Source organism: Streptomyces sp. Da 82-17 (assembly GCF_046098215.1).
GTDB lineage: Bacteria > Actinomycetota > Actinomycetes > Streptomycetales > Streptomycetaceae > Streptomyces.
Window position 1 is genome coordinate 422,067 of sequence record NZ_JBJURH010000002.1, and the last position, 21,356, is coordinate 443,422.

19 protein-coding genes are annotated in these 21,356 nt (G+C 71.1%); 8 read left to right on the top strand and 11 right to left on the bottom strand.

What is annotated here, in order from left to right:
* Positions 1 to 166 precede the first annotated feature (166 nt).
* The gene (locus tag ACIDOF_RS04850; protein WP_409004379.1) at positions 167 to 568 is read left to right on the top strand and encodes a hypothetical protein; all 402 of its coding nucleotides are present in this window, start codon (positions 167 to 169) and stop codon (positions 566 to 568) included.
* A gap of 87 nt (positions 569 to 655) precedes the next feature.
* Here the strand turns inward: ACIDOF_RS04850 and ACIDOF_RS04855 are convergent, their stop codons facing one another.
* The 4 genes from ACIDOF_RS04855 to coxB form a co-directional block, all read right to left on the bottom strand.
* The gene (locus ACIDOF_RS04855) at positions 656 to 1,900 is read right to left on the bottom strand and encodes an Ig-like domain-containing protein (protein ID WP_409004380.1); all 1,245 of its coding nucleotides are present in this window, start codon (positions 1,898 to 1,900) and stop codon (positions 656 to 658) included.
* A 138-nt stretch (positions 1,901 to 2,038) separates the two neighbouring features.
* Positions 2,039 to 2,437, bottom strand: coding sequence for a cytochrome c oxidase subunit 4 (locus tag ACIDOF_RS04860; RefSeq protein WP_409004381.1), 399 nt, complete (start codon positions 2,435 to 2,437; stop codon positions 2,039 to 2,041).
* Positions 2,434 to 4,182 (bottom strand): cytochrome c oxidase subunit I, encoded by a 1,749-nt coding sequence (gene ctaD / locus ACIDOF_RS04865; protein WP_409004382.1) that lies wholly within the window; start codon positions 4,180 to 4,182, stop codon positions 2,434 to 2,436. The genes ACIDOF_RS04860 and ctaD overlap by 4 nt, the downstream gene beginning before the upstream one ends.
* Positions 4,179 to 5,138: a cytochrome c oxidase subunit II gene (gene coxB / locus ACIDOF_RS04870; protein WP_409004383.1), complete on the bottom strand. Its 960-nt coding sequence runs from the start codon at positions 5,136 to 5,138 to the stop codon at positions 4,179 to 4,181. Before coxB ends, ctaD begins: the two co-directional genes overlap by 4 nt.
* Before the next feature lie 354 nt (positions 5,139 to 5,492).
* Between coxB and ACIDOF_RS04875 the strand changes: the two genes are divergently transcribed.
* Complete coding sequence (locus ACIDOF_RS04875) at positions 5,493 to 6,872, top strand: cysteine desulfurase/sulfurtransferase TusA family protein (protein WP_409004384.1); 1,380 nt, start codon at positions 5,493 to 5,495, stop codon at positions 6,870 to 6,872.
* A gap of 128 nt (positions 6,873 to 7,000) precedes the next feature.
* Here ACIDOF_RS04875 and ACIDOF_RS04880 read toward each other — a convergent pair whose 3' ends face one another.
* Positions 7,001 to 7,975, bottom strand: a complete 975-nt coding sequence (locus ACIDOF_RS04880; protein WP_409004385.1) for a carbohydrate kinase family protein — start codon at positions 7,973 to 7,975, stop codon at positions 7,001 to 7,003.
* Between the two features lie 136 nt (positions 7,976 to 8,111).
* Between ACIDOF_RS04880 and ACIDOF_RS04885 the strand changes: the two genes are divergently transcribed.
* Together ACIDOF_RS04885 and ACIDOF_RS04890 are read left to right on the top strand one after the other, a co-directional pair.
* On the top strand, positions 8,112 to 8,312 hold the full coding sequence (locus ACIDOF_RS04885) for a hypothetical protein (RefSeq protein ID WP_409004386.1): 201 nt from the start codon (positions 8,112 to 8,114) through the stop codon (positions 8,310 to 8,312).
* 92 nt (positions 8,313 to 8,404) lie between these two features.
* Entirely contained in the window at positions 8,405 to 9,946 is a 1,542-nt protein-coding gene (locus ACIDOF_RS04890; protein WP_409004388.1) for a hypothetical protein, read from the top strand.
* Positions 9,947 to 10,059: 113 nt separating this feature from the next.
* Here the strand turns inward: ACIDOF_RS04890 and ACIDOF_RS04895 are convergent, their stop codons facing one another.
* A complete protein-coding gene (locus ACIDOF_RS04895; protein ID WP_409004390.1) occupies positions 10,060 to 10,416 on the bottom strand; it encodes an iron-sulfur cluster assembly accessory protein in 357 nt (118 codons plus the stop codon).
* A 309-nt stretch (positions 10,417 to 10,725) separates the two neighbouring features.
* Between ACIDOF_RS04895 and nadA the strand changes: the two genes are divergently transcribed.
* The gene (gene nadA, locus ACIDOF_RS04900; RefSeq protein ID WP_409004391.1) at positions 10,726 to 11,922 is read left to right on the top strand and encodes a quinolinate synthase NadA; all 1,197 of its coding nucleotides are present in this window, start codon (positions 10,726 to 10,728) and stop codon (positions 11,920 to 11,922) included.
* Between the two features lie 73 nt (positions 11,923 to 11,995).
* Positions 11,996 to 12,880 (top strand): GNAT family N-acetyltransferase, encoded by an 885-nt coding sequence (locus ACIDOF_RS04905; RefSeq protein WP_409004392.1) that lies wholly within the window; start codon positions 11,996 to 11,998, stop codon positions 12,878 to 12,880.
* A 110-nt stretch (positions 12,881 to 12,990) separates the two neighbouring features.
* Here ACIDOF_RS04905 and ACIDOF_RS04910 read toward each other — a convergent pair whose 3' ends face one another.
* The 5 genes from ACIDOF_RS04910 to ACIDOF_RS04930 form a co-directional block, all read right to left on the bottom strand.
* The gene (locus ACIDOF_RS04910) at positions 12,991 to 16,203 is read right to left on the bottom strand and encodes an efflux RND transporter permease subunit (protein WP_409004393.1); all 3,213 of its coding nucleotides are present in this window, start codon (positions 16,201 to 16,203) and stop codon (positions 12,991 to 12,993) included.
* A 187-nt stretch (positions 16,204 to 16,390) separates the two neighbouring features.
* Complete coding sequence (locus ACIDOF_RS04915; protein WP_409004394.1) at positions 16,391 to 17,083, bottom strand: response regulator; 693 nt, start codon at positions 17,081 to 17,083, stop codon at positions 16,391 to 16,393.
* A 49-nt stretch (positions 17,084 to 17,132) separates the two neighbouring features.
* On the bottom strand, positions 17,133 to 18,350 hold the full coding sequence (locus ACIDOF_RS04920) for a sensor histidine kinase (protein WP_409004395.1): 1,218 nt from the start codon (positions 18,348 to 18,350) through the stop codon (positions 17,133 to 17,135).
* A 179-nt stretch (positions 18,351 to 18,529) separates the two neighbouring features.
* Complete coding sequence (pspAA, locus tag ACIDOF_RS04925; protein WP_409004396.1) at positions 18,530 to 18,808, bottom strand: PspA-associated protein PspAA; 279 nt, start codon at positions 18,806 to 18,808, stop codon at positions 18,530 to 18,532.
* A 35-nt stretch (positions 18,809 to 18,843) separates the two neighbouring features.
* Complete coding sequence (locus tag ACIDOF_RS04930; RefSeq protein ID WP_409004397.1) at positions 18,844 to 19,638, bottom strand: PspA/IM30 family protein; 795 nt, start codon at positions 19,636 to 19,638, stop codon at positions 18,844 to 18,846.
* A 180-nt stretch (positions 19,639 to 19,818) separates the two neighbouring features.
* On the opposite strand from ACIDOF_RS04930, the gene ACIDOF_RS04935 reads away from it, so the two are divergent.
* Positions 19,819 to 20,532 carry a DUF3043 domain-containing protein gene (locus tag ACIDOF_RS04935; protein WP_409004501.1) on the top strand — a complete coding sequence of 238 codons (714 nt, stop codon included), beginning with the start codon at positions 19,819 to 19,821 and terminating at the stop codon, positions 20,530 to 20,532.
* Between the two features lie 53 nt (positions 20,533 to 20,585).
* Entirely contained in the window at positions 20,586 to 21,320 is a 735-nt protein-coding gene (locus tag ACIDOF_RS04940; protein ID WP_409004502.1) for a class I SAM-dependent methyltransferase, read from the top strand.
* Positions 21,321 to 21,356: the final 36 nt, after the last annotated feature.

Below are 21,356 nucleotides of genomic sequence, written 5' to 3' on the forward strand. Positions count from 1 at the left end.
CACTCCGGGGGGTGCCGTTCGGAGTGTTCCCCGCCCATGTCCAGCCCGGATGGCCCATCAGTGGCCTGTCCGTACCGGTGTTGACAGGGTGTCGGGAGGAGTAGCATCCGCGCATCGGAACCGAGTTGATCGGCCGAGCCCTGCACCTCGACGAAGCGGAGCAACCATGCAGTCGACCGCCACGGTCCTGGTCTACAGCGACGATGCGAACACCCGCGAGCAAGTGCGGTTGGCGACGGGTCGCAGGCCGGCCGCGGACGTGCCCCAGGTCGAGTTCATCGAGTGCGCGACCCAGGCCGCGGTCCTCAAGGAGCTGGAGCGCGGCGGCGTCGACGTCTGCGTCCTGGACGGCGAGGCGGTCCCCGCGGGCGGCATGGGCGTCTGCCGGCAGATCAAGGACGAGATCTTCCAGGCCCCGCCCGTGCTGCTCCTCATCGGCCGCCCGCAGGACGCCTGGCTGGCCACGTGGAGCCGCGCGGAGGCCGCGGTGACGCTCCCCGTGGACCCGGTCGAGTTCGCCGACTCCCTGGCGGCCCTGCTGCGCCGCCGCCTCTCCGTGACCGCCTGAGCCCCGCCTCCCGCCGCTCTGCGCGCCCCTGCGCCGTACGGGGCAACTTCCGTACGGCGCAGGGGTGTTCGGCATGTACGGGGCCGCTCAGACCTGCGGGCGGAGGCGGGCCGCGTCGACCGGGGACTGGCCGTCGCGGGTGTCGGCGAGCAGGACGCTGCCCTTGCGCCAGTCCTTCCAGCTCATGTTCCAGTCGCCGAGGCCGTTGCCGAAGGTGGGCATGTCCTCGCCGTAGCTGTTGACGGTCTTGACGAGGTCGCCCTGGCGCAGGTTCTCGAACAGCCAGGCGGCGTTGCCGGTGCTCATGCCCACGCAGCCGTGGCTGGTGTTGGCGTAGCCGTGGGAGCCCGCGGACCAGGGGGCGGCGTGCAGGTACTCGCCGGTGTCGGTGACGCGGGTCGCGTAGTACACCATTTTGTCGTAGAAGTCCGAGGCGCCGATGCTGGCGCTGGTCATGCGGACCGCGTACTCCTTGCCCAGGACGACCTTGACGCCGTTGCGGGTCGAGTAGCCGGGCCTGCCGGTGGTGACCGGCACGGAGTTGATCTCCTCGCCGTTGCGGTAGACCGTCATGTAGTGCGAGCCGGCGTCCACGACGGCCTCGACGCGGTCGCCCGTCTTGAACTTCACGGGCTTGGTGTCGGTGCCCCACAGGCTGTCGTTGATCTTGATGCCCTCCAGGTTGGAGCGCACCTCGACGGTCGCCTGGGTCGGCCAGTAGTCCTTCGGGCGGTAGTGCAGCGTCTTGCCGTCCACCCAGTGCCAGGCGCCCTCGGCCGCGGGCACGGAGCGGACGGTCAGGGCGCGTTCGACGATCGCCCTGGCCTCCTTCCCCTTGACGGCCTTGCTGAGCTTCGCGGTGACGGGCTGTCCGACGCCGTACGTGCCCTTCTCCGGGCCGAACTCGACCTTCAGGAGCTTCTTCTTGGGGGTGCCGGTGTCGAAGCTGAGGAGCTTGCTCCCGGGCGCTCCGTCCTCGTCCTCGGTGCTGACCTTCAGCGTGTAGTGCACGCCGGCCGCGAGGGGGCCCGTGCTGTGCCAGCGGGTGCCGTCGGCGGAGAGTTCGCCCGCGACGTGCCGGCCGAGGGAGTCCGTCGCGGTCACGTCCGTGATGCGCGCCTCCTCGCCCTGGGCGGTCACCTCCAGGGGCTTCTCCGGGTCCGCCTTCTCGTCCTCGTCGGGGCCGTTGAAGGCGATCTGGCCGGCCGCGTCGTACGGCTTGGCCGAGAGCGGATGTCCGTCGGAGCCGCCGCACGCGGTCGCTCCCGCGCCGAGCGCGACGACCAGCAGTGTGCAGCTCAGAACCGTGGGGATGCGCGGTGAGTTGCTCATGAGCACACGGTATGAAGATTCGTCAGCCGCGGCGCGCCGAGTGACCCGTACGAGGGGTGGAGGTTGCTGCACGAGAGGGGCCCGGACGCTCCTTCACGGAGTGTCCGGGCCCCTCTTGTGCTGCTGCGTGCTAGCGGCTCACTGGTTCTGGTTCTCGCCGCGGTAGTACTCGTACACCCAGCCCCACAGACCGACGAGGATCAGCGGAGCGGAGAAGTACATCAGCCACCAGCCGAACACGACGCCCATGAAGGCGAGCGCGCCACCGACGGCCAGGGAGAGCGGCTGCCAGCTGTGCGGGCTGAAGAAGCCCACCTCGCCGGCCTCGTCCGCGACGTCGGCCTCCTTGTTGTCCTGCGCCATGGCGTCGACCCGCCGGGCCGTGAAGGCCAGGTAGTAGCCGACCATGATGCACAGGCCGAAGGCCAGGAAGAGCGCCGTGGTGCCGGCCGGCTCCTTCGACCACACGCCATAGACGATCGCCATGGCGAGGACGAAGACGCTCAGCCAGATGAACATCTTGCCCTGGATCTTCACTTGCCGGCCTCCTTGCCGCCCGCGAGCGCCTTGTCGGACTCGTCGCCGTGACCGAGCTGTTCGAGGGCCGCGATCTCAGGGTGGTGCAGGTCGAACGCCGGGGATTCGGAACGGATCCGCGGCAGGGTGAGGAAGTTGTGCCGCGGCGGCGGGCAGGACGTGGCCCACTCGAGCGAACGGCCGTAGCCCCACGGGTCGTCGACCTCGATCTTCTTGCCGTACTTGGCGGTCTTCCAGACGTTGTAGAAGAACGGCAGGATCGACAGACCGAGCAGGAACGAGGCGATCGTCGAGAGCGTGTTCAGGGCGGTGAAGCCGTCGACCGCGAGGTAGTCCGCGTAACGCCGCGGCATGCCCTCGGCGCCGAGCCAGTGCTGCACCAGGAACGTGCCGTGGAAGCCCACGAACAGCGTCCAGAACGTGATCTTGCCGAGGCGCTCGTCGAGCATCTTGCCGGTGAACTTCGGCCACCAGAAGTGGAATCCGGAGAACATCGCGAAGACCACGGTTCCGAAGACGACGTAGTGGAAGTGCGCGACCACGAAGTACGAGTCCGAGACGTGGAAGTCCATCGGCGGCGAGGCCAGGATGACACCGGTCAGACCACCGAAGGTGAAGGTGATCAGGAAGCCGATCGCCCAGAGCATCGGAGTCTCGAAGGACAGCGAGCCCTTCCACATCGTTCCGATCCAGTTGAAGAACTTCACGCCGGTCGGTACGGCGATGAGGAACGTCATGAAGGAGAAGAACGGAAGCAGCACGCCACCGGTGACGTACATGTGGTGCGCCCACACCGTCACGGACAGACCGGCGATCGCGATGGTCGCGCCGACCAGGCCCATGTAACCGAACATCGGCTTGCGCGAGAAGACCGGGATGACCTCGGAGATGATGCCGAAGAACGGCAGGGCGATGATGTACACCTCTGGGTGTCCGAAGAACCAGAAGAGGTGTTGCCACAACAGGGCGCCGCCGTTGGCCGCGTCGAAGATGTGCGCACCGAACTTGCGGTCCGCCTCAAGGGCGAACAGCGCGGCCGCGAGCACCGGGAAGGCGATGAGGACCAGGACACCGGTCAGCAGCACGTTCCAGGTGAAGATCGGCATCCGGAACATCGTCATGCCGGGGGCACGCATGCAGATGATCGTGGTGATGAAGTTGACCGAGCCGAGGATCGTGCCGAAGCCGGAGAAGGCCAGACCCATGATCCACATGTCGGCGCCGATGCCCGGCGAACGGACCGCGTCCGACAGCGGGGAGTAGGCGAACCAGCCGAAGTCGGCCGCACCCTGCGGGGTGAGGAAGCCGCCCACCGCGATCAGCGAGCCGAAGAGGTACAGCCAGTACGCGAACATGTTCAGCCGCGGGAACGCCACGTCGGGCGCGCCGATCTGCAGCGGCATGATCCAGTTCGCGAATCCGGCGAACAGCGGCGTCGCGAACATCAGCAGCATGATCGTGCCGTGCATCGTGAACGCCTGGTTGAACTGCTCGTTCGACATGATCTGCGTGCCGGGACGGGCCAGTTCGGCGCGCATGAAGAGCGCCATCAGGCCGCCGATGCAGAAGAACGCGAACGACGTGACCAGGTAAAGCGTGCCGATCGTCTTGTGGTCGGTGGTGGTCAGCCACTTCACGACCACGTTGCCGGGCTGCCTGCGCCGAACCGGGAGCTCGTTCTCGTACGGTTCACTGCTCGCGGCGCCTGCTGCACCAGCACCCTGGGGTTCGTTGAGGATGCTCACAGTTGGTTCTTCTCCGCATTCCTGGCCGGGTCCGTCTGCTCGATGCCCGACGGGATGTAGCCGGTCTGCCCCTTCTCGGCCAGCTCCTGCAGGTGCTGCTGGTAGCGCTCCGGGGAGACGACCTTGACGTTGAACAGCATCCGGGAGTGGTCGACGCCGCAGAGCTCGGCGCACTTGCCCAAGAAGGTGCCCTCCTTGTTGGGGGTCACCTCGAAGGTGTTGGTGTGGCCCGGAATGACGTCCTGCTTCATCAGGAACGGCACCACCCAGAAGGAGTGGATGACGTCACGCGAAGTCAGGACGAAGCGGACCTTCTCGCCCTTCGGCAGCCACAGGGTCGGGCCCGGGTTGCCGTTCTGCGGGTTCCGGGTGCCGGGCGTGCCGACGTCGAAGACACCGCCGGCGTTGTCCGGGAAGTCCTTCTGGAGCTTGTCCGGAATCGCCGCGAGGTCCTTGTTCGACTTGGCGTCGCCTTCGGAACCGGGGACGTTCTCGATGTAGTTGAAGCCCCAGCTCCACTGGAAGCCCACCACGTTCACGGTGTGCTTCGGCTTGTCGGAGAGTGCGAGGAGCTTCGACTCGTCGCGTGCGGTGAAGTAGAAAAGCACCGACACGATGATGAGCGGGACCACGGTGTACAGCGCCTCGATGGGCATGTTGTACCGGGTCTGCGGAGGAACCTCGACCTTGGTGCGGCTGCGCCGGTGGAAGACAACGCTCCACAGGATCAGGCCCCACACGAGCACGCCGGTGGCGAGCGCCGCGGCCCACGAGCCCTGCCACAGGGAGAGGATCCGCGGAGCCTCTTCCGTGACGGGGGTGGGCATACCAAGCCGAGGGAAGTCCTTGTATGTGCAACCGGTCGCGGTCGCCAGGACCAGGCCCGCAGTCAGCACCTGCGGCAGCTTCCGCCGCATCGGGCGCCGCGACGAGCGGTCGGAGCCGTTGGGACTCACGTAGCGCCTTCCCGAGAGTCTCGCCCGCTCGGCCGGGCTCGGCCGGTGATGCTGGTCGGTCGGGCTCCGGTCCCTGTACGGGCAGGGGTTTGGATGTTTATGCGGACCAAACCCTACTGGACGCTATTTGGGGTCGCGCGGGGAGGGTGCCCAACGCGCCGTGGTCCGACCCGAAGGGGTGGCCAAAACCCCCTCGTCGAAGCCCAACGTCGCACGTGAACGGGCAACTGACACCCCCTCCGGAGATACCGACAGGAAGTCGGCGGCCACCTCGGAACGCGCGCTTCCGGAGGTACGTACGGAGGTTGTCCACAGGCCGGCCGAACTCTTCCCCGGTCCGGGTAGCGTGACGGCGTGCCCTACTTCGACGCCGCATCGTCCGCTCCCCTGCACCCCGTTGCCCGGCAGGCTCTGCTCGCCGCGCTCGACGAGGGCTGGGCCGATCCCGCCCGGCTCTATCGCGAGGGCCGGCGGGCCCGGCTGCTCCTCGACGCCGCGCGCGAGGCGGCGGCGGGGGCGGTGGGCTGCCGGCCGGACGAGCTGGTCTTCACTCCTTCGGGAACGCGGGCCGTGCACACGGGGGTCGCGGGGGCGCTCGCGGGCCGCCGCCGCGTGGGCAGCCGCCTCGTCGTCTCCGCGGTCGAGCACTCCTCGGTGCTGCACGCGGCCACGGCCCACGAGGAGCAGGGCGGTACGACGGTCCAGGTGCAGGTGGGGCGTTCGGGGCGGGTGGACGCCGGGGCGTTCGCGGAGGCGCTGGGTGCGGGGACGGCGCTCGCCTGTCTGCAGTCCGCCAACCACGAGGTGGGCACGGAGCAGCCGGTCGGCGAAGCGGCGGAGGCGTGCCGGGCGGCCGGGGTGCCGCTCCTTGTGGACGCGGCGCAGTCCCTGCCGTGGGGGCCGGTGGGCGGCGCCTGGTCGCTGCTCGCGGCGAGCGCCCACAAGTGGGGCGGCCCGTCGGGCGTGGGGCTCCTGGTCGTACGCAAGGGGGTGCGGTTCGCGGCTCAAGGGCCGTCGGACGAGCGGGAGTCGGGGCGTGCGCCGGGGTTCGAGAACCTGCCGGCGATCGTGGCGGCGGCGGCCTCGCTGCGGGCCGTGCACGCGGAGGCGGCTCAGGAGGCGGCGCGGCTGCGGGAGTTGACGGAGCGGATCAGGGCGCGGGTGCCGGAGCTGGTGCCGGACGTGGAGGTGGTCGGCGATCCGGAGCGGCGGCTGCCGCATCTGGTCACGTTCTCCTGTCTCTATGTCGACGGCGAGACCCTGCTGCACGAGCTGGACCGGGCGGGCTTCTCGGTGTCGTCGGGTTCGTCGTGCACGAGCTCCACGCTGACGCCGAGCCATGTGCTCCGGGCGATGGGCGTGCTGAGCGAGGGCAACGTGCGGGTGTCGCTGCCGGTGGGCACGGAGGCCGCGGATGTGGAGCGGTTCCTGACCGTGCTGCCTCGGGCGGTGGCGGCGGTGCGGGAGAAGCTGGGGGCGCCGGTGGAGTCGGCGGCCTCGGGCCCTGCCGATTCGCTGGTCCTCGATGTGCTCGGCAAGCAGTGCCCGATCCCGGTGATCGAGCTGGGCAAGGTGATCGGTGACGTCCCGGTGGGCGGCACGGTCACGGTCCTGTCGGACGACGGGGCGGCGGGGCTCGACATCCGGGCCTGGTGCCACATGCGGGAGCAGGAGTTCGTGGGCGAGGAGCCGGCGGACCGCGGCACTGCTTATACGGTCCGCCGGGTCTCCTGACGTACGAAGGGCGCCGGGCAGGCGGGAGGCCGGGAAGCCGAGGCCCGCGGGAGGCCCGGGTGCCGGGAACGGCGGGAAGGCCGGGCCGAAAGGGGACTGTCGGACCCGGCCTTCCGAAGTTGGCCGGATCAGGCCAGGCGGTCCTGGACCTCGGCGGCGGCCTCGTGGCCGTACGCCTTGGTGAAGCGGTCCATGAAGTGGGCGCGGCGCAGGGTGTACTCCTGCGTGCCGAGCGTCTCGATGACCAGGGTGGCGAGCATGCAGCCGACCTGGGCGGCGCGCTCCAGGCTGACGCCCCAGGAGAGGCCGGAGAGGAAGCCGGCGCGGAACGCGTCGCCGACACCCGTCGGGTCGACCTTCGACTCCTCCTCCGGGACGCCGACCTCGACCGGGTCCTCGCCGGCCCGCTCGATGCGGACGCCGCGGGCGCCGAGGGTGGTGACGCGGTGGCCGACGCGGCCGAGGATCTCCTCGTCGGTCCAGCCGGTCTTGGACTCGATGAGGCCCTTCTCGTACTCGTTGGAGAAGAGGTAGGTCGCGCCGTCGAGGAGCGTGCGGATCTCCTCGCCGTCCATGCGGGCGATCTGCTGGGAGAAGTCCGCGGCGAACGGGATGGAGCGGGAGCGGCACTCCTCGGTGTGGCGGAGCATCGCCTCCGGGTCGTCGGCGCCGATCAGGACGAGGTCGAGGCCGCCGACGCGCTCGGCGACGGACTGCAGCTCGATCAGCCGGGCCTCGCTCATGGCGCCGGTGTAGAAGGAGCCGATCTGGTTGTGGTCGGCGTCCGTGGTGCACACGAAGCGCGCGGTGTGCAGGACTTCGGAGATGCGTACGGAGTCGGTGTCGACGCCGTGCCGGTCGAGCCAGGCGCGGTACTCGTCGAAGTCGGACCCCGCGGCTCCGACGAGGATCGGGCGAGTGCCGAGCTGGCCCATGCCGAAGCAGATGTTCGCGCCCACGCCTCCCCTGCGCACGTCGAGGTTGTCGACCAGGAAGGAGAGGGAGACCGTGTGCAGCTGATCCGCGACCAGTTGGTCGGCGAATCGGCCGGGGAAGGTCATGAGGTGGTCGGTGGCGATGGAGCCGGTGACTGCGATACGCACGCGTATGTCTCCTGCGGAGAGGCTGCGGTGGAGAGTGACGCTCCACGCTATCCGGTGCCGGGCCCTCGTCTGAACCGGCGAAACTACCCGATAGTAGACCTTTTTCTGTGGGGTTCCGCGTGCGTACGGTGCGTATATGTCGAAGCACACCGCCATGCCGGAACAGCCCGACCTCACTCTGGAGCAGCTCCGGGGTGACTGCGCCCGGATGGCTCCGCACTGGAAGCAGGCGCGCGAGACCGCGCCGCAGCCCGTCTCCCCGGCGAACATCCACGGCGTGACCGTGCCGGGCACCTCGGCCCGGCTCCTGGACGCGATGTCCGACTACGGGGACTGAGGGGCGCGCGGCCGGGAACCGTACGCCCTGCGGGGCCGTCCCACCGACAGCCTCCCCGTGCGGGGAGCCGGTGTGGACGAAGGAGCGATGCGGTGGGCGGCGAGGAGACACCCGAGGGCGGTCGTCGGCGGCGGCCCGGGCTCGTGGCTGCCTCGGTGGCGGCCGCGGTGCTGCTGGCCGGGGGCGGTGGCGCGTATGTCGCGGCGAACGCCTCGGGCGGCGCCGGTGCGGGCGGCCCCGCGGCCGACGAGACCCCTCCCCCGCTGGTCCTGGACGAGGACCCGGCGCGCGGTGTCGCGCCCGGGGAGCCCGCGCCGGGCGGTGTGACGTACCGGGCGGGCGGTGAGCTGCCGAAGGGGCCGGGCTCCGCGTCGGTGCACCGGCCGCGCGGAGTGGTCGACGTGGACCTGGTGGCGCGGCTTGCCGAAGCCCTGGACGTGTCGGGCACGCCGCGTGCCGAGGGCACCGTGTGGAAGGTGGGCCGGGCCGGGGACGGTCCGGTGCTCACGGTCGGCAAGGAGGCGCCGGGCACGTGGAGCTTCCGGGCGCACCCGGTCGGTACGGACGACTGCGTCAAGGGCAAGTCCTGTACGCCTCAGGGGAGTTCGGGCTCGGGTTTTGGGGCCGGCGGGCCCGGGCCGGTGAGCGAGGAGGACGCCGAGCGGGCCGCGGCCCCCGTCCTCGAAGCGGTCGGGCAGAGCGACGCCGAGCTGGACGCCTCGCAGACGGTCGGCGCCGTACGGGTCGTGAACGCGGACCCGGAGGTGGGCGGGCTGCCGACGTACGGCTGGTCGACGGGTGTGCAGGTCGGCGCGGACGGTCGAGTGGTCGGCGGCAGCGGGCAGTTGAGCGTGCCGGAGAAGGGCGCCGCGTACCCCGTGCTGAGCGCGGAGCGGACGATCGCGGAGCTGAACGAGGCGGCGAAGAAGTCCGGGCCCGGAAGCGGAAGCGGCGGTTGCGCCCGCCCCGTGCCGCTCGACGGGGGCGCCGGGAAGCAGGGCCTGGGCGCCGGGCCGCAGGGCGGAGGGTCCGAGCCGTCCGGGATCGCACCCGGTGAACCCGCTCCCGGCGGCGGCGTGGGCCCGCAGCAGCCCTGCCCTCCGGAGTCCGGGGCCGAGTCCGGGTCCGGGGCGGAAGGGCAGGGGCCCGAGCCGGTCCGGGTGACGGGGGCGACGTTCGGGCTGGCGCTGCACTTCGAGCGGGGCCGGCAGGTGCTCGTACCGTCCTGGCTGTTCCAGGTGCGGCCGGGCGGGGGCGGGGAGGAGTTCACGCTGACGCATCCCGCCGTGGACCCGAAGTACCTGGCGGAGCCGCGTGCCACCGAGCCGCGGCCCGAGCCGACCGAGGACCCGGGCGAGGGCGGGCCGCGGACGCGGGACGTGCCGGTGACGTCGTACAGCGCGGACGGGCGGACGTTGACGCTGCGGTTCTGGGGCGGGGCGTGCAGCGAGTACAGCGCGCGGGCGACCGAGAGCGGCAGCGAGGTGCGGGTCGCCGTGACCGAGAAGCCGCAGAAGAAGGGCCAGGTCTGCGTGATGATCGCCGAGGAGCGCACGGCCGAGGTCACCCTCGACGAGCCGCTCGGCGAGCGCACCGTGGTCGGCACGGACGGGGCGGCGGTGCAGCGGAGGTAGCCACGCGGCGGCCCCGGGGCGCGTGGACGGACGCAGCGCGTACGACGAAGGCGGCGCCCCCTCGCGCAGGGGGCGCCGCCTTCGGTGTCTGTGGACTCCTGGAGCCGGTCGGCTCAGCTGAAGGAGTCGCCGCAGGCGCAGGAGCCCGTGGCGTTGGGGTTGTCGATGGTGAAGCCCTGCTTCTCGATGGTGTCGACGAAGTCGATGGAGGCGCCGCCCAGGTACGGGGCGCTCATGCGGTCGGTGACGACCTTGACGCCGTCGAAGTCCTTCACGACGTCCCCGTCGAGCGAGCGCTCGTCGAAGAACAGCTGGTACCGCAGGCCGGAGCAGCCGCCGGGCTGAACGGCGACACGCAGGGCCAGGTCGTCACGGCCTTCCTGCTCGAGGAGGGCCTTGACCTTGGCCGCGGCGGCGTCGGACAGGATGATGCCGTCGCTGACGGTGGTGGTCTCGTCCGATACGGACATCTACATCTCTCCCGGGTTGTTCGGACTGCTTGCCGACGGTTGCAACCGTCGGGGCCGCGGATTCATTCCGGGCCCGGCGCGCTGTTTCCGCGTTCTCGCGTTCTCGCGTTTTCGCGTCGCCGCGTTTCCGCCTGTTGCCTTTCATGCTCGCACACCCTCGCGGGGCAAGGCGCCGGTGTGCGGACCGGTGATGCGTCACATCGACACGATGGCCATCGTCAAACTGACGTGAAGCGGTTATGATAGATAGCGTCAATTCGACGAAAAGCAGGCCCGGACAGCGGGTTCTGCCCGCCGGAAGAAGAAAGGGTGCGTGTCGTGACCACCGCCCACTCCCCCGTAGACCTTGCTGTCGAGCCCACGCCGCTCGCCCTGCTGCTGCTCGGCCGCGAGGCCGACCCGAAGTCGGAGCGCGGCGTCGAGTGTCCCGGCGACCTGCCCTCGCCGTCCGACCCGGACCTGGTCGAGCGCGCCCGCGCGGCCAAGGAGAAGCTCGGCGACAAGGTCTTCGTCCTCGGCCACCACTACCAGCGCGACGAGGTCATCCAGTTCGCCGACGTCACCGGCGACTCCTTCAAGCTGGCCCGGGACGCGGCCGCCAAGCCGGAGGCCGAGTACATCGTCTTCTGCGGCGTGCACTTCATGGCCGAGTCGGCGGACATCCTGACCACGGACGACCAGAAGGTGGTCCTGCCCGACCTCGCCGCCGGCTGCTCGATGGCCGACATGGCGACGGCCGAGCAGGTCGCCGAGTGCTGGGACGTGCTGACCGAGGCGGGCATAGCCGAGCAGGTCGTGCCGGTCTCGTACATGAACTCCTCGGCGGACATCAAGGCGTTCACCGGGAAGCACGGCGGCACGATCTGCACCTCGTCCAACGCCAAGCGCGCTCTCGACTGGGCCTTCCAGCAGGGCGAGAAGGTGCTGTTCCTGCCCGACCAGCACCTCGGCCGGAACACCGCCGTGCGCGACATGGGCATGTCCCTCGACGACTGCGTGGTCTACAACCCGCACAAGCCGAACGGCGGCCTGACCGCCGACGAGCTGCGCGCCGCCAAGATGATCCTGTGGCGCGGCCACTGCTCGGTGCACGGCCGGTTCTCGCTCGACTCGGTGAACGACGTGCGCGAGCGCATCCCCGGCGTGAACGTCCTGGTGCACCCCGAGTGCAAGCACGAGGTCGTGGCGGCCGCCGACTACGTCGGGTCGACGGAGTACATCATCAAGGCCCTGGAGGCCGCCCCCGCCGGCTCGAAGTGGGCGATCGGCACCGAGCTGAACCTGGTGCGCCGCCTCGCCAACCGCTTCGCGCCCGAGGGCAAGGAGATCGTCTTCCTCGACAAGACGGTCTGCTTCTGCTCGACCATGAACCGCATCGACCTGCCGCACCTGGTCTGGGCCCTGGAGTCCCTGGCCGAGGGCAACCTGGTCAACCGCATCGAGGTCGACAAGGAGACGGAGAGCTTCGCGAAGCTCGCCCTGGAGCGGATGCTGGCGCTGCCGTAGCCCGGTGCCCGACGGGGCCTCACGGTCCCGTAAATCCGTTTTCGTGCGGCGGCGGTGTCCGTAGCGTGCGGGCATGATCCTTCGCCCGTTGCGGGACACCGCCGCCGACCTCGCCGCCGCCCGGCACATCGCCACCGACGCCTTCGCCGCGCTGGGCGCCGCGCTCGGGGACCCGCCGGAGCCGCCGCCCACCCCGGACCAGGCCGCCCGGATCGACGCGCTGAACCTGCACTTCGTACGGCACGACCCCGAGGGGTGCTGGATCGCTCAGGGCGCGGACGGGCGGGCGCTCGGAGTGGCCGTGGCGTCGCGGCGGGAGTCGGTGTGGGGGCTGTCGCTGCTCACCGTGGCGCCGGAGGCGCAGGGCCGGGGCGTGGGGCGGGCGCTGCTCGAACGGGCCCTGGAGTACGGGGAGTCGTGCCCGCGCGGCGTCATCTCCGGGTCGCGCGATCCGCGGGCCGCGCGCGCCTACTGGGCCGCCGGGTTCGCCCTGCACCCGGCGATGCGGCTCCACGGCACGGTCGACCCGGCCCGGCTCGGCGCGCCCGACGGGCCGGTGACGGAGGGCGGCGACCCGGAGTTCCTGGACGCCGTCGACCGGAAGGTGCGCGGCGGGGCGCACGGGCCCGACCATGCCCGACTGCTGCGCGACTGCCGCCTGTTGACGGTGGACAGCGGGGAGCACCGGGGATACTGCTTTGTCGACATGTCGGCCGACACCGTCGAGCTGATGGGCCTCGTCGCCACCACCGACACCGCCGCCGCCCGACTCCTCACCGCCGCCCTGCGGGACGTCCCCGCCGGCCGGAACGTCAAGATCCAGAACGTCACCGCCGAGCAGCGCTGGGCCGTCGACGTCGCCCTGACCGCCCGCCTGGAGCCCGTGCCCGGCGGCTACCTGTGCCTGCGCGGGATGGCCCCGCCGGTGGGGTTCGTGCCGTCGGGGCAGTACCTGTAGGCGCACGGGGCAGTGCCTGTAGGCGCCCTTGTGCGTACGCGAAGGGGGCGCCCCTCTCCGGGAGTTGACCGGAGAGGGGCGCCCCCTCGTGCGTACGACCGTCGGCCGGGTCAGACCTTCGCGGGCTCCGGGTCGTCGGACCGGTCCGACTCCTCCGTGGGCTCGGGCTGCTCCGGGACGACGCCCGCCTTCTTGGCGCGCTTGGCGGCCTTCTTCTTGGCGCGGCGCTCCTTGCGGAGCTCGATCATCGCGTACAGCGTCGGCACCAGGAGGAGGGTCAGGAGCGTCGACGTGATCAGGCCGCCGATCACCACGATCGCCAGCGGCTTGGCGATGAAACCGCCGTGGCCGGTGACGCCCGCGGCCATCGGGGCGAGGGCGCAGATCGTCGCCAGGGCCGTCATCAGGATCGGGCGGAGGCGGTGGCGGCCGCCCTCGATGACGGCCTCGACGGTGCCGTAGCCCTTCTCGCGGTACTGGTTGATCAGGTCGATCAGGACGATCGCGTTGGTCACCACGATGCCGATGAGCATCAGCATGCCGATCATCGCCGGGACGCCCATCGGGGTGTCGGTGGCGACGAGCAGACCGATCGCGCCGGTGGCCGCGAACGGGATGGAGACCAGCAGGATCAGCGGCTGTACCAGGGACTTGAAGGTCGCCACGAGCAGCATGAAGACGATCGCGATGGCCGCGAGCATCGCCAGGCCGAGCGAGGCGAAGGCCTCGTCCTGGTCCTCGGAGACGCCGCCGATCGAGACGGTGGCGCCGTCGGGCAGGTCCTTCTCCAGCTCGTTCAGCTTGGTCTGCAGCGCGGCGCTGACCGCACCGGTGTTGTCCCCGGTCGGCTTGGCGGTGATCGTCGCCGCGCGGGCGCCGTCGATGCGGGTCATCGACACCGGGCCGTCGACCAGCTCGACCGTCGCGATGTCGCCCAACTCGACCCGGCCGAGCCGCAGTTCACGCAGCTCCTGGAGGGTCTCGGCGGGCTTCTCGGACTTCACGACCACATCGCGCTCGGTGTCGTCGAGCACGGCCTTGCCGCTGGGGGTGCCGCGGACGGCCTGGGCGACGGCCTGGCCGAGCGTGGTGTCGTCGAAACCGGCCGCGGCGGCCTTGTCGTTGGCCTGCACGGAGATCCGCGGCACCGACTGCGACAGGTCGCTCTGCACGTCCGTCACGTCGTCGAGCTCGGCGACGCCGTCCTTGACCTGCTCGGACGCCTTCTTCAGCACGTCGGCGTCGGCGGCCTTGACGACCACGCTGAGGTCTTGCCCCGCCATCGGGTCGCCCGCGGCGATCCGGGTCTCGCCGATGCCGTCGAGGGCGGCCAGCTCACGGTCGATGGCGTCGCTGACCCTCTCGTAGTCGGCGCCGTCGGCGAGCGTGACCTGGTACGAGGCCTGGTTGGTGTCGGTGCCGCCGCCGAAGGCCGCCATGAAGCCGGACGAGCCGATGGTGACCTGGTAGTCCTTCACGCCGTCGACGCCGTCGAGGGCCTTCTCGACCTTCCGGGCGGCCTCGTCGGTGGCGGCGAGGCTGGTGCCGGGCTTCAACTCCTGCTTGACGGACAGGACTTCCTGCTCGCCCTGGTCGAAGAAGTTGGTCTTCAGCATCGGTGCCATGCCGAACGTGCCGACCAGCACGGCCACCGCGATCAGCAGGCTGGTGAAACGACGCCGGGTCGCGAACCGCAGCACCGGCACGTACAGCCGCTGCAGTCGGCTCCGGGCCTCCTTCTCCTCGGCCTTGCGGCGGGCCTCCTCCGGGTCGAGCCCGGCGGTGGCCTTCGGGGCGCGCAGGAACCAGTACGAGAGGACCGGGACCACCGTGAGGGAGACGACCAGGGAGGCCAGCAGGGCGGCCGTGACGGTCAGCGAGAACGAGCCGAACAGCTCGCCCACCATGCCGCCGACCAGGCCGATCGGCAGGAACACCGCGACCGTGGTGAGCGTCGACGAGGTGACCGCGCCGGACACCTCCTTGACCGCGCCGAGGATGGCCTCCTTGCGCTCCTCGCCGTAGCCGAGGTGCCGCTTGATGTTCTCCAGGACCACGATCGAGTCGTCCACGACTCGGCCGATCGCGATGGTCAGGGCGCCGAGCGTGAGCATGTTCAGCGACAGGTCGCGGGTCCACAGCACGATCAGGGCGAGCACGACCGACAGCGGGATCGACACCGCGGTCACCAGGGTCGAGCGGATCGACGTCAGGAAGACCAGGATGACGACGACCGCGAAGGCCAGGCCGAGCGCGCCCTCGGTGGTCAGGCTGGAGATCGACTTGGACACGGCCGGGCCCTGGTCGGACACCACGGTCAGCTCGGCGGCGGAGCCCAGGTCCTTGCGCAGGTCCGGGAGTTCGGACTTGACCGCGTCCGAGATGGCGACGGCCGAGCCGTCCTTGTCCATGGTGACGACGACGGCGAGGCTCGGCTCGCCGTTGGTCCGGGTCAGCGAGGTGGCCGTCGCCTCCTGCTGCTCGACCTTCGCGACGGAGCCGAGGCGCACGGGCTTCTTCGGCTGCCCCTGAGCGGCCCCGGACGCGCCGGACGCGCCGGACGCGCCGGGCGCCGCGGCCGGGGCGACCATCAGGTCCTCGACCTGCTGCAGCGAGGTGAAGCCGCCGCCGACCTGGACGGTGCGGTTCCGGCCGTCCTCGTCGAACGACCCGGCGGGCACGGAGGCCCCGCCCTGCTGCAGCGCCTGCACGAGCGCGCCCGGCGTCAGGCCCGCCCGCGCCAGCTTCGCGTCGTCCGGGGTGACCGCGACCTGCAGCTCCCGCACGCCGTCGACGCTGACCTGGCCGACGCCGTCGATGTCCTTCAGTACGGGTACGACGCTCCGCTCCAGGCGGTCGGCGAGCGCCTGCTGGTCCATGCCGTCGGCGGACGCGGCGAGGACGACGGTCGGGATGTCGTCCGTGGAGCCGGCGACGACCTGCGGGTCGACGTCCTCGGGCAGCTGGGCGCGGGCGCGGTTGACGGCCTGCTGGACGTCGGCGACGAGCTGCTTGGAGTCGTTCTCGCCGTAGTCGAACTGGGCCATGACCAGCGCGTTGCCCTCGCTGGCCGTGGCGGTGACGCCGGTGATCCCGTCGACGGCCTCGATGGACGACTCGAGCGGCTCGACGACCTGCTTCTCGACGACGTCGGGCGAGGCGCCCTGGTACGGGGCGATGACGGAGACCATCGGGAGCTCGATGGACGGGAGCAGCTGCTGCTTGAGCTGCGGGACGGCGATCGCGCCGAACACGATCGCGACGATCGAGATCAGCCCGATCAGGGCCCGTTGGGCGAGGCTGAATCTGGACAGCCAGGACATGGGTGAGGGTCTCTCTTCTGTGGCTTGCGCGGCAGGAGAGGGCGCAGCCTGCGCCCGGTCGCCGGGCCCCAGGACACAGCCGTGCCCGACCCTTCAACCCTCGGTCATGCCGGGCCCGGTATTCCTCGCTCCCAGGTCCCTTCCTCGCCCCGCGGCCTACTGCGACCGCAGTACGCCCTTCCGGGGCTCAGTCCACCCTCGGACGTACCAGGCCCGACTCGTACGCGATGACGACGAGTTGTGCCCGGTCGCGGGCGCCCAGCTTGGCCATCGCGCGGTTCACATGGGTCTTCACGGTGAGCGGGCTGACGGTGAGGCGTTCGGCGATCTCGTCGTTGGAGAGGCCGGCGGCGACCTGCACGAGGACCTCCCGTTCGCGCCCGGTGAGGGCCTGCAGCCGTTCGGCGTACGCTCCGCCGGTCCCGTCGCCGTCGTCCGAACTGCCGCCCTGGGCGAGGAACTTGGCGATCAGGCCCTTGGTCGCGGCGGGCGAGAGCAGCGCCTCACCGGCGGCGGCGACGCGGATGGCGTTGAGCAGTTCGTCCGGTTCGGAGCCCTTGCCGAGGAACCCGGAGGCGCCGGCGCGCAGCGACTGCACCACGTACTCGTCGACCTCGAACGTGGTCAGCATGACGACGCGGACCCCGGCGAGGTCCGGGTCGGCGCTGATCCTGCGGGTGGCGGCGAGGCCGTCCGTACCGGGCATGCGGATGTCCATGAGGACGACGTCGGCGCGTTCGGAGCGGGCGAGGTCGACGGCTTCGGCGCCGTCGGAGGCCTCGCCGACGACCTGCATGTCGGGCTCGGAGTCGACGAGGACCTTGAACGCGCTGCGCAGCAGAGCCTGGTCGTCGGCGAGCAGCACCCTGATGACGGTCATGCGGTCTCCCCCGTGGTGGTGTGTTCGCGCCGGCGGCGGGCCTGTGGCCTCATCGGCTCTCGCCCGTGGTGGCCTTGCGGTCGGCGACGGGCAGGATCGCATGGACGCGGAAGCCGCCGCCGTAGCGGGGCCCGGCGGTGAGGGTGCCGCCGAGCGCGGAGACCCGTTCGCGCATGCCGAGCAGTCCGTGCCCGCCGCCGCCCTCGGCGGGTTCGTCCGTACCGGGGCCGTCGTCGATCACGGTGATCTCCACGTTCGCCCCGACCCGGATCACGCTCAGCTCGGCCCTGGCCCCGGCCCCCGCGTGCTTGTGCACGTTGGTCAGCGCCTCCTGGATGACCCGGTACGCGGCCAGGTCCACGGCGGCCGGAAGCGGAGCGTCCTCGTCGGCGCGGGCGAGTTCGACGGGGATGCCGGTGTTGCGGAAGCCGTCGACGAGTTCGCCGAGGCGGGCGAGGCCGGGCGCGGGTTCGGTGGGCGCCTCGGGGTCGCCGGTCTGCCGCAACAGGCCGACGGTGGCGCGGAGTTCGTCGAGCGCGGACCGGCTGGCCTCGCGTACGTGCCCGAGGGCTTCCTTGGCCTGGTCGGGCCGCTTGTCCATGACGTGCGCGGCGACGCCGGCCTGGACGTTGACGAGGGCGATGTGGTGGGCGACCACGTCGTGCAGGTCGCGGGCGATGCGCAGGCGTTCCTCGGCGACGCGGCGCCGGGCCTCCTCCTCGCGGGTGCGTTCGGCGCGCTCGGCGCGTTCCCGGATGGCGGCGATGAAGGCGCGGCGGCTGCGCACGGCGTCCCCGGCGGCCGCGGCCATCCCGGTCCAGGCGAAGACGCCGACGTTTTCCTGGGCGTACCAGGGCAGCGGGCCGGTGAGCATGGCGGTGCCGGTGAGCACGGTCATGGTGAGCAGGCCGACCCGCCAGGTGGTCGGCCGGTCGGTGCCCGCGGCGACGGTGAACAGGGCGACCACGGCACACATCGCGACGGGCGCCCGCGGCTCCCCGGTGATCACCTCGACGAGGGCGACGGCGACGGTGGCGGCGAGCACCAGCCAGGGCCGGCGGCGGCGGAAGATCAGCGCGACGGACCCGGCGAGCATGAGGGCGACGCTGAGCCCGTCGGGGCTGCGCCCGAAGTACGGCCCGCGCGGTCCGTGCGGCTCCACGAACGAGCCGAGCAGCATGCAGGCCAGCACGCCCAGGGCGAGGCTCGCGTCAAAGGCCAGCGGGTGCGCCTTCTGCCAGTCCCTGGCGCGTACGAGGGTGCTCACGTCGGAGAACGGTACCGGTGCTGTCGGACGGGGCTCGGTCCCAGGGCTGCCGCCCCGGACCCGCTCCGGCCTCCGGCCTGGTCCTCAATCGCCGGACCGGCTCGATCATCGGCCTCCGGCCTCGTCCTCAAGCGCCGGACGGGCTGGTTGCTCCCCCTCAGCCCGGGATCAGCCCGTCCTCAGCCCGGGATCAGCCCGTCCTCGCTCAGCATCTCCCTGACCTCCTCCAGCGTCGCCTCCGGTGCCGGGAGGATCAGCTCCGAGGGTTCGAGCGCGTCGTCGGGCAGGGGGGTGCCGAGCTCGCGGACCTTGTCCAGGAGCGCGGCCAGCGTCGCGCGGAAGCCGGGGCCGTCGCCGCTCTCCATCTCGGCGAGCAACTCGTCGTCCAGCTTGTTCAGTTCGGCGAAGTGGCTGTCCGCCAGCTCCACCTGCCCCTCCCCCATGATCCGTACGATCATGACGCTCTCCTCGAAGAGTCGATACGGGTGGCGGACTACTGCTTGTCGAAGCGCGGGGTGTCCTGCTGCGGCTGCCCCTGCGCCTGCCCGTTGCCGCCTTCGATGGCCTGCTGGGAGGCGCCGGAACCGCCGGCCAGCTCGGCCTTCATGCGCTGCAGCTCCAGCTCGACGTCGGTGCCGCCGGACAGGCGGTCGAGCTCGGCCTGGATGTCGTCCTTGGTCGAGCCGGACTGGTCGTCGAGGGCGCCGGAGGCGAGCAGCTCGTCGATGGCGCCGGCGCGGGCCTGCAGCTGGGCCGTCTTGTCCTCGGCGCGCTGGATGGCCATGCCGACGTCGCCCATCTCCTCGGAGATGCCGGAGAAGGCCTCCCCGATCCGGGTCTGGGCCTGCGCCGCCGTGTACGTCGCCTTGATCGTCTCCTTCTTCGTACGGAAGGCGTCGACCTTGGCCTGCAGGCGCTGGGCGGCGAGCGTCAGCTTCTCCTCCTCGCCCTGCAGCGTCTGGTGCTGCGTCTCCAGGTCGGTGACCTGCTGCTGGAGGGCGGCGCGGCGGGACAGCGCCTCGCGGGCCAGGTCCTCGCGGCCGAGCGCGAGCGCCTTGCGGCCCTGGTCCTCCAGCTTGGACGACTGCGACTGGAGCTGGTTCAGCTGCAGCTCGAGGCGCTTGCGCGACGTGGCCACGTCCGCGACGCCGCGGCGCACCTTCTGCAGCAGCTCCAGCTGCTTGTGGTACGAGTAATCGAGGGTCTCGCGCGGGTCCTCGGCCCGGTCAAGGGCCTTGTTCGCCTTCGCGCGGAAGATCATCCCCATACGCTTCATGACACCGCTCATGGGCTTCGCGCGCCCCCTTCTGACAGTTACGACCGGCCGTTCCAGCCCCAGCACTGCGACAGAACCCAGCCTACGGGCCCTGCCTCCATTACCGCACTGTTCGAGCGCCGATCCACTCCTCCCCAAGGACGACTGCGAAGGCCGTGGCTCCAGCCCAGGGAGTAGGTGATCGACGCGGCAATGATCGGGAAGGTCCCCTTACATCCCCTTGCGGTTGTCTTTCAGGACGTCCGCCGTTGCCGGATCGTTCCCCGCCGGACTGTGGCGCACACGCGCTACCCCGTACCCTTGGGTTTTGTGTTCCGTAGCCGTTCCAACGAAGAGAAGGCCCCGGCCGCCAAGGCGCCGGTAGCCGACTCCAAGCAGCCCCGCGACCCGCAGGCACCCAAGGGTCGCCCCACCCCTAAGCGCAGCGAGGCCCAGTCGCAGCGCCGCAGCGTGGCGAGTACGCCGACGAACCGCAAGGAGGCGGCGAAGCGGCAGCGCGAGGCCCGCCGTGCGGACATGGCGCGCCAGCGCGAGGCCCTCGCCAGTGGCGACGAGCGCTATCTGCCGGTGCGCGACAAGGGCAAGGTGCGCCGCTTCGCGCGCGACTTCGTCGACTCGCGGTTCTGCATCGCCGAGTACTTCCTGCCGATGGCGGTGATCATCCTCGTCCTGAGCATGCTGCGGAACCCGCAGCTGCAGAACATCGCGCTGCTGCTCTGGCTCGGCGTGATCCTGCTGATCGTCATCGACTCGGTGTTCACCGGCATCCGCCTGAAGAAGCAGCTCCGCGAGCGCTTCCCGGACGAGCCGAAGCGCGGCGCCGTCGCGTACGCCCTGATGCGCACGCTCCAGATGCGCCGCCTCCGCCTGCCGAAGCCGCAGGTCAAGCGCGGAGAGCGGCCCTGAGCGCAGTCAGGTTCGAGGGGGGTGCGGCCGCCTGGCTGCAGGGCCTCGGCGGACTGCGGAACGTCGTACGACAGGAACTGGTCGCGCGCCAGCTGGACGAGCAGATCGCTGCCCGCTTCCCGGTCGGGCAGCGGCTGCGCGTGCTCGACGTCGGGCTCGGCCAGGGCACCCAGGCGCTGCGGCTCGCCCGCGCCGGGCACCAGGTCACCGGCATCGAGTCGGACGCCGACATGCTGGCCGCCGCGCGTACGGCGCTCGCCGCCGAGCCCAAGGGCATCCGCGCGCGGGTGCGGCTCGTGCAGGGCGACGGCCGGGACACCGGCGTCCACTTCCTGCCCGGTTCGTTCGACGTGGTCCTCTGCCACGGCGTCCTGATGTACGTGGACGAGCCGGACGGGATGCTCGCCGGGCTCGCCCGGATGCTGGCCCCGGGCGGACTGCTCTCGCTCCTGGTGCGGAACGCGGACGCGCTCGCACTGCGGGCGGGCCTGTCCGGCGACTGGCCGGGCGCGCTCACCGCCTTCGACACGACGACGTACACGAACCGCCTCGGCCTGCAGGTGCGCGCCGACCGCCGGGCCGCGCTCACGGCGACGCTCGCGGGCATCGGCGCCCCGCTGCACGCGTGGTACGGCGTGCGGGTCTTCACGGACACGGCCCCCGACGACGCCGTGCTGCCCCCGGAAGCGGAACTCGCGGAGCTGCTCGCGGCGGAGGAACGCGCGGGCCGCACGGATCCCTACCGGGCGGTGGCGGCGCTGACGCACCTGTGCGGGGTACGCGGCTGAGCTCCTGCGGGCCCACCATGCTTTCCTGCGGGCCCA